Annotated in this window: 11 protein-coding genes and 2 tRNA genes; 1 reads left to right on the forward strand and 12 read right to left on the reverse strand. The window is 55.0% G+C overall.

Annotation, left to right across the window (positions count from 1 at the left end):
• Window position 1: 1 nt before the first annotated feature.
• The 12 genes from nuoG to VF694_RS03615 form a co-directional block, all read right to left on the reverse strand.
• Complete coding sequence (gene nuoG, locus VF694_RS03560; RefSeq protein WP_440163697.1) at window positions 2-2,332, reverse strand: NADH-quinone oxidoreductase subunit NuoG; 2,331 nt, start codon at window positions 2,330-2,332, stop codon at window positions 2-4.
• A gap of 14 nt (window positions 2,333-2,346) precedes the next feature.
• Window positions 2,347-3,714 (reverse strand): NADH-quinone oxidoreductase subunit NuoF, encoded by a 1,368-nt coding sequence (gene nuoF, locus VF694_RS03565; protein ID WP_003801054.1) that lies wholly within the window; start codon window positions 3,712-3,714, stop codon window positions 2,347-2,349.
• Window positions 3,711-4,205 carry an NADH-quinone oxidoreductase subunit NuoE gene (gene nuoE / locus VF694_RS03570; protein ID WP_003801055.1) on the reverse strand — a complete coding sequence of 165 codons (495 nt, stop codon included), beginning with the start codon at window positions 4,203-4,205 and terminating at the stop codon, window positions 3,711-3,713. Before nuoE ends, nuoF begins: the two co-directional genes overlap by 4 nt.
• 29 nt (window positions 4,206-4,234) lie before the next feature.
• Window positions 4,235-5,488: an NADH-quinone oxidoreductase subunit D gene (locus VF694_RS03575; RefSeq protein WP_003801056.1), complete on the reverse strand. Its 1,254-nt coding sequence runs from the start codon at window positions 5,486-5,488 to the stop codon at window positions 4,235-4,237.
• Window positions 5,489-5,493: 5 nt separating this feature from the next.
• Window positions 5,494-6,105, reverse strand: coding sequence for an NADH-quinone oxidoreductase subunit C (locus VF694_RS03580; protein ID WP_003801057.1), 612 nt, complete (start codon window positions 6,103-6,105; stop codon window positions 5,494-5,496).
• Between the two features lie 26 nt (window positions 6,106-6,131).
• Complete coding sequence (locus VF694_RS03585) at window positions 6,132-6,608, reverse strand: NuoB/complex I 20 kDa subunit family protein (RefSeq protein WP_003801059.1); 477 nt, start codon at window positions 6,606-6,608, stop codon at window positions 6,132-6,134.
• A gap of 146 nt (window positions 6,609-6,754) precedes the next feature.
• Window positions 6,755-7,114 carry an NADH-quinone oxidoreductase subunit A gene (locus VF694_RS03590; protein WP_003801061.1) on the reverse strand — a complete coding sequence of 120 codons (360 nt, stop codon included), beginning with the start codon at window positions 7,112-7,114 and terminating at the stop codon, window positions 6,755-6,757.
• Window positions 7,115-7,716: 602 nt separating this feature from the next.
• Window positions 7,717-8,892 (reverse strand): porin, encoded by a 1,176-nt coding sequence (locus VF694_RS03595; protein ID WP_059318018.1) that lies wholly within the window; start codon window positions 8,890-8,892, stop codon window positions 7,717-7,719.
• A gap of 608 nt (window positions 8,893-9,500) precedes the next feature.
• Window positions 9,501-9,585, reverse strand: a tRNA-Leu gene (locus VF694_RS03600).
• 222 nt (window positions 9,586-9,807) lie between these two features.
• A complete protein-coding gene (secG, locus tag VF694_RS03605) occupies window positions 9,808-10,224 on the reverse strand; it encodes a preprotein translocase subunit SecG (protein ID WP_003801063.1) in 417 nt (138 codons plus the stop codon).
• An 18-nt stretch (window positions 10,225-10,242) separates the two neighbouring features.
• Complete coding sequence (tpiA, locus tag VF694_RS03610) at window positions 10,243-10,983, reverse strand: triose-phosphate isomerase (protein WP_059318019.1); 741 nt, start codon at window positions 10,981-10,983, stop codon at window positions 10,243-10,245.
• 160 nt (window positions 10,984-11,143) lie between these two features.
• Window positions 11,144-12,118 carry an NAD(P)H-quinone oxidoreductase gene (locus tag VF694_RS03615; protein ID WP_003801065.1) on the reverse strand — a complete coding sequence of 325 codons (975 nt, stop codon included), beginning with the start codon at window positions 12,116-12,118 and terminating at the stop codon, window positions 11,144-11,146.
• A gap of 232 nt (window positions 12,119-12,350) precedes the next feature.
• On the opposite strand from VF694_RS03615, the gene VF694_RS03620 reads away from it, so the two are divergent.
• Window positions 12,351-12,440, forward strand: a tRNA-Ser gene (locus tag VF694_RS03620).
• Window positions 12,441-12,442: the final 2 nt, after the last annotated feature.

The following is a 12,442-nucleotide window of genomic DNA, read 5'->3' on the forward strand; positions in this document are numbered from 1 at the left end:
GTTATGCACGCTCCACTGTCAATTGACCGAATGCACTACCCAAAGCGGCAGTTTCAGAAAAAGCGGTGGCAACACGCACCGAGTTCAATGCCACGGTGTCATCCAGTTGAGCAGGCAAGCTGACTTCGCCTTGCGACGAACGAACCTTCACCAGATCACCGTCAACCAGACCCAACTGAGCCAGGGTGGCAGCAGCCATACGAGCTGTGGGCGGTGCCGAAGCCGGTGTTTGCTGAAGCGGAGCCGAACGACGTACCAGCGCATCGCTACGGTAAATAGGCACATCAGCCACACGCTCCAGGCCACTGCCTTCAGGCAGAACGCTGGCAGCCAGATTGATCTGATTGGACAGACGCGATTCCACACCGGCAGCCATGACAGAGTCACGCACCGACTCGGAGGTTTCGTCATCGAAACCGTCCAGCTGGAACAGATTGCCCAACACACGCAAAACTTTCCAGGCAGGACGTGTATCACCCACGGGAGCGGCTGCCCCCTTGAAGCTTTGTACACGGCCTTCGGCGTTGACAAAGGTGCCAGAGGTTTCAGTGAAGGGAGACACGGGCAACATTACATCGGCCCACTGCTCGGCAGCGGAACGATACGATGTCAGCGCCACCGAGAACGTAGCGGACTTCAATGTCTCGACAGCACGTTCGCCCAGATCGCTGTCCAGAGCAGGCTCAACGTTCAGAACCAGATAAGCACGCAAGGTTTGAGCCAGCATTTGCTCGGCGGTCAAGCCACCCTTGCCCGGTACGGCGTTAGCCAGATAACCACCCACGGTGTTACCACCCGCAGTCAGGAAACCCAGCTTGGCACCGCTAGCCTTTGCAATCGCATGAGCGTTGGCCGCAATCACGCTGGCCTGATCCGAGTTGACCGCCATATTGCCCAGCAGGACAGCGACACGCTCGCCAGACACCAGGCTGTCAGCGATCTGCTGAGCCTCAGCAGACACCTGCACGCTTTCCAGACCAGCAGGAACCGCAGTCTCCTTGGCCTTGGCAACCGCAACCAGCACTTGAGCCAGAGAATTGGCCAACTGGCTTGGAGCCACGGTCATACGACCAGCAATCGCATTGAACAATGGATTATCGGCAGCCGAATCGATAAAAGAAACCTGTGCCCCCCGTTTGACAGCCTGGCGCAGACGCTGAGCCATCAAGGGATGATCTTTACGCAGGAAGGAGCCCACAACCAGAACGCGATCCAGCTCGTTCAAGGCAGTCAGAGGCATACCCAACCAAGGTACACCGGCCAAGGCGCCATCCAGACGGGCATCGGTCTGACGCAGACGGAAGTCTACGTTTTCAGTACCCAGAGCACGGCCCAGACGAGCCAGCAAAGCCAGTTCTTCAGTGGTGGAAGTCGCCGAACCAATACAGCCCAACTGATCCGCACCAAACTTCTCGCGCACAGCGTTCATGCCAGCCACAATGGTCTGCATGGCGTCGTTCCAGGAGGCCTCGCGCCACTGGCCGTCATCACCACGCACCATGGGACGGGTCAGACGATCTTCGGTATACAGGCCTTCGTACGAGAAACGGTCACGGTCGCTGATCCAGCATTCGTTGACTTCCTCGTTCTCGAAAGGAACGACACGCAGCACTTTGTCCATCTTGGCCTGCAGCACCAGGTTGGCACCCACGCTGTCGTGCGGGCTAACGCTGCGACGACGGGCCAATTCCCAGGTACGGGCATTGAAGCGGAACGGCTTGGACAGCAAGGCGCCAACGGGGCAAACGTCAATCATGTTGCCCGACAGCTCGGACTCCACTGCCCGACCCACAAAGGTCGTGATCTCGGCGTGTTCGCCTCGGTTGAGCATGCCAACCTCTTGCACACCGGCGATTTCTTCGCCTGTACGAACACAACGCGTGCAATGAATGCAACGCTGCATGGCATCCGTGGAGATCAGCGGGCCCATGGACTTGGCAGCCACAACGCGCTTCTCTTCCTTGTAGCGCGACTCGGAGCCACCGTAACCCACGGCCAGATCCTGCAGTTGACACTCTCCCCCCTGGTCGCAGACAGGGCAATCCAGAGGGTGATTGATCAACAGAAACTCCATGACGCTCTTTTGAGCGGCAATGGCTTTTTCCGAACGAGTACGCACAACCATGCCGTTGGTGACGGGAGTGGCACAAGCAGGCAAAGGCTTGGGCGCTTTTTCCACATCCACCAAACACATGCGGCAGTTGGCGGCAATACTCAGTTTTTTGTGATAACAGAAGTGCGGCACGTAGACCCCGGCGTCATGGGCAGCCTGAATGACCATGCTGCCTTCCGGGGCGTCAACTTTAATGCCATCGATGGTGAGTTCTACCATTACGTTGTCCTGGCCTACAAATATTGAGGCACCACACAGCCTTTATGCTCGATGTGGTGTGCGAACTCGTCGCGGAAATGCTTAACGAAACTGCGCACCGGCATGGCAGCAGCATCACCCAGGGCGCAAATGGTGCGACCCATGATGTTATGTGCGATGTCGTCGAGCATGTCCAGATCTTCCGGACGACCTTGACCGTTCTCGATACGATGCACCATACGCCACAACCAGCCTGTGCCTTCCCGGCACGGCGTACACTGGCCGCAACTTTCGTGATAGTAAAAATAGGACAGACGCAGCAGGGACTTGACCATGCAACGTGTCTCATCCATCACAATGACGGCACCCGATCCCAACATGGAACCCGCCTTGGCAATCGAGTCGTAGTCCAGATTGGTGGCCATCATGATGTCAGCCGGCAAAACAGGCGAACTGGACCCACCCGGGATCACCGCCTTCAGTTTGCGACCATCACGCATGCCGCCAGCCAATTCCAGCAAGGTGGCAAACGGTGTCCCCAGAGGCACTTCGTAGTTACCGGGACGCTCTACGTCACCGGTAATGGAGAAGATCTTGGTACCGCCAGCGTTGGGGATACCTACTTCCAGGTATTCCTGACCACTGTTGCGCAAAATCCAGGGAACGGCCGCAAAGGTTTCGGTGTTATTGATGGTCGTTGGCTTGCCATACAGACCAAAGCTGGCGGGAAAGGGAGGTTTGAAACGGGGCTGACCCTTCTTGCCTTCCAGAGACTCCAGCAAAGCGGTTTCTTCACCGCAAATGTAGGCGCCATAACCGTGGAACGCATGCAGCTGAAAGCTGAAGTCCGAACCCAGGATCTTGTCACCCAGGAAACCGGCCGCACGGGCCTGCTCCAGCGCTTCTTCAAAACGCTGATAAATTTCGAAGACCTCACCGTGGATGTAGTTATAGCCAACGGTAATGCCCATGGCATAAGCCGCAATAGCCATGCCTTCGATCACGATATGCGGGTTGAAACGCAAAATGTCGCGGTCTTTGAAGGTACCTGGCTCGCCCTCGTCCGAGTTGCAGACCAGGTACTTCTGGCCTGGCAGGCTGCGGGGCATGAAGCTCCACTTCAGACCCGACGGGAAACCTGCGCCACCACGACCGCGCAAGGCCGAGGTCTTGACCTCTGCGATCACGTCTTCAGGCTTCATGCCGGTGGTCAGCACCTTGCGCAAGGCTTCGTAGCCACCGCGCTTGACGTAATCTTCCAGGCCCCAGTTATCGCCATTCAAGCCAGCCAGAATCTGCGGCTGGATGTGACGATCATGAAAAATCATGCTGCGCGACAGGTCGCCACCAGGGTTGGGTTCCAGTCCCTGTGCGAACTTGCGCAGAATGTCCGGTGCAATCATGCCGATTCTCCGTATGTCTTCAATTCTTCGAGCATGGCATCAATGCGCTCGGCTTCCATGCGCACGCACATGTGCTGATTGTTCAGCAACATGACGGGCGAATCACCACATGAACCCATGCACTCCCCCATGATCAGGGAGAACTGGCCATCTGCCGTGGTTTCACCGTAATCGATACCCAGCTTCTCTTTCAGGTACTCGCCGGCCTTGACGCCATCACGCAGCGCACAGGGCAAGTTGGTGCAAACGGAAATGGTGACGCGGCCAACGGGTTTGGTGTGGAACATGTTGTAGAAGGTCGCAACCTCCTGCACGGCAATAGGCTCCACGCCAATGTATTGGGCAACATCCTCGATAATTTCTGGCGATACCCAGCCTTTTTCCTGCTGGGCGATGGCCAGGGAGGCCATGATGGCAGAGCGACGTTGATCTGCCGGGAACTTGCTCAGTTCCTTATCTATCTGTTGGTAGGCTTTTTCGGAAAGCAACATAATTCGGTTCCGTTTTTCCAGGCGCGACCTTAACGGTCGATCTCGCCAAACACAATGTCCTGCGTGCCGATGATCGTGACCGCGTCGGCAATCATGTGACCGCGGCTCATTTCATCGAGGGCCTGCAAGTGGACGAAGCCCGGAGCACGGATCTTCATGCGGTAAGGCTTGTTACCACCGTCAGATACCAGATAAATGCCAAACTCGCCCTTGGGATGCTCCACACCGGCATACACTTCGCCAGTAGGCACGTGCATACCTTCGGAGAACAGTTTGAAATGGTGGATCAAATCCTCCATCCCGGTTTTCATGCGTTCGCGCGAGGGTGGCGCCACTTTGTGGTTATCCGTGATGACAGGGCCGGGATTGTTGCGCAGCCACTGGACACACTGACGGATGATGCGATTGCTCTCGCGCATTTCAGCGATACGAACCAGATAGCGGTCGTAAGAGTCACCGTTGCGACCCACGGGAATATCAAATTCGACGCGATCGTACACTTCATAGGGCTGCATCTTGCGCAGATCCCACTCCACGCCCGAACCACGCAGCATGGGGCCGGTAAAGCCCAGCGCCTTGGCACGATCGGGATCGACCACGCCCACACCCACCAGCCGCTGCTTCCAGATACGGTTATCCGTCAGCAGGGTCTCGTACTCGTCCACACAGGCTGGGAAGCGATTGGTGAAGTCCTCAATGAAGTCCAGCAGCGAACCCGAACGGGCTTCGTTCATGGCCTTCAATTCTTTGTCGGAACGGTACTTATTGGCCTTGTACTGAGGCATCGTGCCGGGCAAGTCGCGGTACACACCACCTGGACGGTAGTAAGCGGCGTGCAACCGAGCGCCAGAGACTGCTTCATAGCAGTCCATCAGATCTTCGCGTTCGCGGAAAGCGTACAGGAACACCGCCATCGCACCCACGTCCAGCGCATGCGAACCGACCGACATCAGGTGGTTCAGAATGCGGGTGATTTCGTCAAACATGACGCGGATGTACTGAGCGCGCAAAGGAACCTCTACGCCCACCAGACGTTCCACGGCCATGCAGTAGGCGTGTTCGTTAACCATCATGGACACGTAGTCCAGACGATCCATGTAAGGCAGGGTTTGCAGGAAAGTGCGGTGCTCGGCCAGCTTCTCGGTGGCGCGGTGCAACAGACCAATATGGGGGTCGGCACGCTGAATAACTTCGCCGTCCAACTCGAGCACCAAACGCAACACGCCGTGCGCAGCCGGGTGCTGAGGACCAAAGTTCAGGGTGTAGTTTTGAATTTCTGCCATGATGCTTATCGCCCAATTCCGTAATCATCCTCGCGCACCACTCGCGGCGTGATCTCACGCGGCTCAATGGTGACGGGCTGGTAAATGACCCGCTTCTGCTCGGTGTCATAGCGCATTTCGACGTAACCGGAGATGGGGAAGTCTTTGCGGAACGGGTGACCGATAAAACCATAGTCGGTCAGAATGCGACGCAGATCAGGGTGGTTCTCGAAAATAATGCCGTACAGGTCGAACGCCTCGCGCTCGAACCAGTTCACCGAAGGCCAGACCTCGAACAGGGTCGGCAATGTTGGAAAATCATCGTTGGGCACAAAGCAGCGCACACGCAGGCGCCAATTGTGCTTCAAGGACATCAGGTGCAGCACAACGGCAAAGCGATGAGGGAACTGACCCGCGGCCGCCTGATAGGTAGGCGCTTTCCAGGCGGAGTAATCAATCCCGCACAGGTCAATACAGGTTTCAAAGCGCAAATCAGCATGGTCGCGCAGCAAGGTGCAGGTATCAACCCACGCATCAGCCGGCACTTCCAAAGTGAGCTCATTGCGCGCTTGCGTCAACGCAGCCTGCTCGCCCAGGATGGAGAGCAGGTTGGTTTTTAAAGTTTCTAGCCGTGTCATAGTCTTGTTTAGCCTGTTCTAACCGTTCAGCGTGCGATGGTATTGGTCAAGCGGATCTTGTTCTGCATTTGCAGCAAGCCGTAAACCAAGGCTTCAGCGGTCGGAGGACAGCCCGGCACATACACGTCCACCGGAACGATGCGATCACAACCGCGCACAACCGAATAGGAGTAGTGGTAGTAGCCGCCACCATTGGCACAGGAGCCCATGGATACGACCCAGCGTGGCTCGGCCATCTGGTCGTACACCTTGCGCAAGGCAGGCGCCATCTTGTTGCACAGGGTACCCGCCACAATCATCAAGTCAGACTGACGTGGGCTGGGACGGAAAATAATGCCAAATTGGTCCAGGTCATAACGAGCCGCACCAGCGTGCATCATTTCCACTGCACAACAGGCCAGACCAAATGTCATGGGCCACATAGACCCTGTTTTTGCCCAGTTCAGAAACTTGTCTGCACTGGTCGTCACAAAACCTTCTTTGAGAATGCCGTCGATAGCCATAGTAGTTGCCTTTTGCCGGATCAGAGCCAGGGAAGACCCGGCCTGTCCTGTTGCTGACCAAACCCGCTGTCATCAAGACGCATCCTCGTGCCCCTTATGCCCAGCAGCAGACGCGAAAACCCTCAGGCGGGTCCTCTGTGGATGGGTTACTCCCAGTCCAGAGCGCCTTTTTTCCATTCGTAGATAAAACCGACCGTCAAAACGGCCAGAAACGCCATAACGGTCCAGAAACCAACCAGGCCTACTGTTCCATTGGCCATGGCCCAGGGAAACAGAAAAGCGATTTCCAGATCGAACATGATGAACAGAATCGCGATCAGGTAGTAACGGATATCCACCTTCATGCGCGAATCGCCGAATGCTTCAAAACCGCATTCGTAAGGAGAGAGCTTTTCAGCATCGGGCCGGTTGGGACCGAGCACTCGACCGACCAAAAGTAGCGCCAGGCCAATCCCAGTGGCAACGATGATAAATAGCAAAACGGGAAAGTACTCTTGCAGGTTCATGCAAAGCATCCAATCGCAGTAAATAAACTCTTGGATTGTAGCATTTTGAGAGCACAGTTTTGGGGGATAACCCCAAAGCATTACATCTATGCGCGGGTGTTGCACCCACGCCGCAAAAACTGTCAGCTACCTGACCAAAAACCCTTCAACTATTGATTATTTATTCTATTAAGGGTTGCGATTTAAGATCATGATTACCCATCTTACTCCGTTTTGTAAGGAAAATGTCAGCAATTAGGCATTAGAAAACAAATTTTCCTTATTAATTTGTAAGCAAGAAGAACACAGCAGATGCCTGTCGGCCCCAAAAGCTCCACTCCAACATCCAGCACAAAATACACTCAAGCCCGATATAGCCCGGCATGCACACCTAAAGCTTTCGGCCAGCCCAAAACCTGCCGTCTACGCATATCCTTCCACACATCCAAACTCGCAGCCGCAGCTCAAACCTACCGCAGCCGGCAACCGACTTCACCTGCGCGCACCCTCCTACAAACCAGCAATAAAAAAGCCATCCCGAAGGATGGCTTTTTTTACTTCTGCAGTTCAGGCAAGTCCTAAGACCTGCCCTTCGCAACGCGTAGACATGCTACGCGAAACGATTAGAACTGGTGACGCAGACCAACGCCGACCAGAGTCGACTTGCCGTCTGGCAAGAAGTGAACGTTCTTGGCGTAGGAACCAATTGCGTACACGTTGGTGCGCTTGCTCAGTGGGTGGCTGTAACCCAGGCTGAAAGTGTGCTGTTTCTTCATTTCCCACGAAGCACCGGTGTTAGCCAATGCGTCTGGAGCCGAACGAGGATCAGCCATCGTCCAGGAACCCATCACAGTACCGGCACCAACTGGAGCGGACAAGCCGACCAGGTAGGTATTAACTTTCAGGCCTTTCAGGTTGCTGGTGTCAATGCCAACACCGCTGAAGGACTGAGCTTCGAACAGACCGTCACGAGTTTGACCGAAAGCCAAGTGAGCTTTCACAACTTCAAAGTCGTAGCTACCGCCGATGTTCCAGGACTTGACAGTGTCGCCGCCAGTCACAGGAGCACCAACTGCAGCGCGGTTTTCACGAGTCTTGTACTGATCGTATGTCAGAGCAACACCGATAGGGCCGTTAGCGTAACGCAGACCGGTAGTGATACCGCGCTGGTTGCGCTCCAGACCATCTTCAGGGCTTACGCTGTTGGTGATCTTGTACTCTTCAGGACCATTGGTGTTGAAGGAGTAACCAACGCCGAACTGGAAGCCGGAGAAGTTAGGGGTTTGGTACATGACCATGTTGTCGTAACGAACGGTGTTAGCAGCTGTGAAAGCAGCACCGATGTTAGCTTGGTCGAAACCACCGCCGAATGGATCGGCTACGCCTGGCAGGTACTTGGAGGCGATGTTAGTTTGACGACCGAAGTCCAGTTGACCCCAGCTGTCACCAGCCAGACCCAAAGTGGCTTGACGACCGAACAGACGGTCACCTTGCTTGTGGGTACCGGTACCCAGATCGAAACCGCTTTCCAGAACGAACACAGCACGCAGGCCGTCACCCAGATCTTCAGAACCCTTCAGGCCCCAACGGTTGCCGGACTGGATGCCATTGATCATGCCGGTTTTCTTCTGGCTGATAGACTCCATACCATCACGGTTAGAAGCATAAGAATCAACACCTTTGAACTTCTGGTAACCGATACCACCGTCCAGAATACCGTACAGGGTGACAGACGTTTCTGCGTGTGCGACGCCAGCGAAGCCGGCCATCAGAGCAGCAGCGAGCAGAGTCTTTTTCATGTAAGAAATCTCCGTAGATTTGAGTAAATCAGAGCAGCCCAACTACAACAGTGCTGCTGCTCTTTCTAACTCCGCGATGGGAAGTTAACGTTATTGCATCAAAATTCCCGTCGCTTGACTACGAAAGCCTTCGGAAACGTGAATCTTTGTGCACAGGCTGTTGGCTATACACAACAAAAACCTGTTTAAAGAGGCTTTCCTGGCCGCTTTGAGTGAAGGCGACAATTAGCGGGCTAAGCCGGAAATCATCTTAAGAACTTGCTTTAAGTCCTTACAGCAATGCATCGCCAATACTGGATTCTGACAAAATAGAGCCGACCCCGCCAGAAAGCGCAACCACCCACCCACGCCCCCATCACCTCTCCAGCAAAGCCTCCATCCAAGACATCGGGTTTTCAGCTTTTCCATAATGCGGGAATTTTTACGACGGCCAGCCTGACCGCTATCAAATGAGCCAGGAAAGCGGTGAGACGAGTCCAAATCGCTCCACATTCCACACCCTCACCCCCACCGCACCGACAGCCTGGCGTCAAAAAAAGCAAAAAAAAACCTGTCCTTTTCAGGATCAGGTTTTATTTCAAAGCCGCACAAGCGCACAGCTTTTTGTTTGGTGCCGACGACGAGACTCGAACTCGTACAGCTTTCGCCACTACCCCCTCAAGATAGCGTGTCTACCAATTCCACCACGTCGGCAAGCAATCAAGACAGCGATATTAGCACGATAAAAGTGAGACTGTCAGCACAAAACAGCCTAAAACACTTAAAAAAGCCGGTACTGGGGCATATTTCACACAATCAGCCATAAACAACAAAGCCCGCCTTGAGGGCGGGCTTTGTCTGCTTACTTTTCAAACTGCCTTGTGATCTTTCCAGCCTCTTATAGAGAGAGACCAAATGCTCACAAGCCAGTCGCATTTACTTGGCCGCAGGAGTCGCGGGCACTTCCTGACTTTCCGAAGCTGCTGGAGGCACAGCCGCCGGTACGGAGGCTGCAGGCGCGGGCGCTGGAACTGAGGCTGCCCCCGTTGGAGCCGCACCCGGCACAGAGGATTCGTAACCTTGCATCACACCTGCGTCTGCCTTTTGCGCAGGATGGTGAGCCACCCATGCCAAACCGCCAGTAGAAGCAAAAAAGACGATAGCCGCCCATTTCGTCATACGCGACAGGAAGTTGGCCGCACCCGCAGCGCCAAAAACGCTACCTGCGGAACCACCACCAAAAGCAGATCCCATATCTGCGCCCTTACCCTGCTGCAACAGAACCAGACCAATAATCAACAGCGAGGAGATAACCTGCACCGCCATCAGAACGGAAGACATCCAATCTTGCATTTAAAGACTCCAGACCCTTTAAGCGGCCACAATACGTAAAAATTCTTGCGCATCCAAAGATGCACCACCCACCAAGGCACCATCAATATCCGGCATGGCAAATAGCTCAGCGGCGTTATCCGCCTTCACACTGCCACCATACAAAATGCGCACCTGATCCGATTCCATATAGGCACGAATCTGTTGGTGCATTTGCTGCGCTTGCTGCGGCGAAGCCGTCAGACCCGTGCCAATAGCCCACACGGGCTCATAAGCCAACACCAGACGAGACACGATCTGCGCGCCCAGCGCTTTAATCGGTTCGAGCTGGTCTTGTACCACGCAGACCTCCTGCCCTGCCTGGCGATCAGCTAACTGCTCACCAACACAGACTATCGGCGTCACGCCCGCATCCAAGGCAGCCAACACCTTGGCCGCAACCTGAGCGCTACTTTCCTGATGATACTGCCGACGCTCAGAATGCCCGACAATGACCCAGCGGCAACCGATATCGGCCAGCATCGCTGCCGAAATTTCCCCGGTGTAAGCTCCCTTGGCATGAACACTCACATCCTGAGCACCGACAGCAATAGCCGATCCTTTCAGGATACTCACCGCCTGAGGCAAATACACGTAAGGAACGCATACAAGCACATCACACTCTGCCTGCATCTCAGGCCGAACAAGCAGTTCTTGCAGCAGACGGCTGTTGCCATCAAGCGAGCCATTTAATTTCCAATTGCCCGCAACCAGTCGTTTACGCGAAGAATGTACGCTCATTGCTCCCTTGATGCCAGTCAGAAAGTTACACCAACGCCTACAAATCAAGGCGCAGCTAACCGGCTATTGTAGCGCGAGCCAATCATTTACGCGCATCTTTAGCTGAAAATTCCTTTCTTCAGCGCTAGAAAACGGGTGGCCGTGCCACCCTTTGCTGCTTTTAGGGAACAAGAATGATCTTGCCAACCTGCTCACCCGCCTCCATCATGGCGTGCGCCTCACTGGCTTTCTCCAGGGGGAAAGTAGCGTGAATCAACGGTCGTACCCGCCCGGCCTCGAGCAAAGGCCAGACATGCGTCCTCAGGGCCCGCGCCAACTGGGCCTTGAACGTAACGGGCCGAGAACGCAGGGTAGAGCCGGTAATCGTCAGGCGTCGGCGCAAAATCTCACCACAATTAATGGTCGCCTTCACGCCACCCAACATCGCAATAATGACGATGCGGCCATCGTCCGCCAAGCAAGCCAGATCGCGATTGATATAGTCACCGGCGACCATATCCAAAATCACATCTACGCCACGGCCTTCTGTTTTGCCTTTAATGACTTCTTCGTAAACCTGTGTTTTGTAGTTGATACCAATTCCGCCGAGACGATTGATGGCTTGCACACGCTCATCGCTGCCCGCCGTGGCATAAACCTTATGCCCTAGCGCCACAGCAAGCTGAATGGCGGTGGTTCCAATACCACTTGCTCCACCGTGAACCAGCAAGGTTTCGCCTGCGCTTAACTGCCCACGCTCAAATACATTGCTCCAGACTGTAAAAAAGGTCTCGGGCAAACCGGCCGCCTCCAGCACACTGAAGCCGGCGGGCACCGGCAAACATTGCTCTACCGGGACCACGCAGTACTCGGCATAGCCGCCACCGCTTACCAGCGCACACACCCGATCACCTATCTTGAACTCACTACCCTGCAGATCGCCGGACACGATTTCACCCGCTACTTCAAGCCCTGGAATATCAGAAGCCCCAGCAGGTGGCGGATAGGCGCCGGCACGTTGCAACACATCAGGCCGATTGACACCCGCCGCCAACACCTTGACCAATACCTCCCCGGCACCCGCCTGCGGCATCGGTCGCTCGCCAATTCGCAATACTTCTGGTTTTCCAAACTCGGTAATTTCCACTGCTCGCATGCCTGCTCCCTGTGATATCTCTACTATTTGCTTATCGCGGCCCGGATAGAAAACACCATGCGGCCACCATACCTGCTGCAATCTATCATATGCGCCGCTACAGGTGCCCGGCTTCGTAGAGGAAAACCGATTATTTCCATGACGTTGGCGAATTTATACGTTACACTTTAAGGCTTTCCTGGCCGCGGTGCTTAAAGGCACTAGTATGCGTCCAGTAAAAGTGCGATTGATAGGAAGCGTGCCAGAGCGGTTGAATGGACCGGTCTTGAAAACCGGCGATGGGGTAACCCATCCGTGAGTTCGAATCTCACCGCTTCCGCCATC

It is taken from the genome of Alcaligenes sp. Lyrl_28 (assembly GCF_051948705.1).
GTDB classification, from domain to species: Bacteria; Pseudomonadota; Gammaproteobacteria; order Burkholderiales; family Burkholderiaceae_B; genus Alcaligenes; species Alcaligenes ammonioxydans.

Excerpts from the sequence above, each read along its gene's own strand:
- nuoG (WP_440163697.1), bottom strand. The coding sequence starts at position 2,332 with ATGGTAGAACTCACCATCGATGGCATTAAAGTTGACGCCCCGGAAGGC.
- nuoF (WP_003801054.1), bottom strand. The coding sequence starts at position 3,714 with ATGATTGCACCGGACATTCTGCGCAAGTTCGCACAGGGACTGGAACCC.
- nuoE (WP_003801055.1), bottom strand. The coding sequence starts at position 4,205 with ATGTTGCTTTCCGAAAAAGCCTACCAACAGATAGATAAGGAACTGAGC.
- VF694_RS03575 (WP_003801056.1), bottom strand. The coding sequence starts at position 5,488 with ATGGCAGAAATTCAAAACTACACCCTGAACTTTGGTCCTCAGCACCCG.
- VF694_RS03580 (WP_003801057.1), bottom strand. The coding sequence starts at position 6,105 with ATGACACGGCTAGAAACTTTAAAAACCAACCTGCTCTCCATCCTGGGC.
- VF694_RS03585 (WP_003801059.1), bottom strand. The coding sequence starts at position 6,608 with ATGGCTATCGACGGCATTCTCAAAGAAGGTTTTGTGACGACCAGTGCA.
- VF694_RS03590 (WP_003801061.1), bottom strand. The coding sequence starts at position 7,114 with ATGAACCTGCAAGAGTACTTTCCCGTTTTGCTATTTATCATCGTTGCC.
- VF694_RS03595 (WP_059318018.1), bottom strand. The coding sequence starts at position 8,892 with ATGAAAAAGACTCTGCTCGCTGCTGCTCTGATGGCCGGCTTCGCTGGC.
- secG (WP_003801063.1), bottom strand. The coding sequence starts at position 10,224 with ATGCAAGATTGGATGTCTTCCGTTCTGATGGCGGTGCAGGTTATCTCC.
- tpiA (WP_059318019.1), bottom strand. The coding sequence starts at position 10,983 with ATGAGCGTACATTCTTCGCGTAAACGACTGGTTGCGGGCAATTGGAAA.
- VF694_RS03615 (WP_003801065.1), bottom strand. The coding sequence starts at position 12,118 with ATGCGAGCAGTGGAAATTACCGAGTTTGGAAAACCAGAAGTATTGCGA.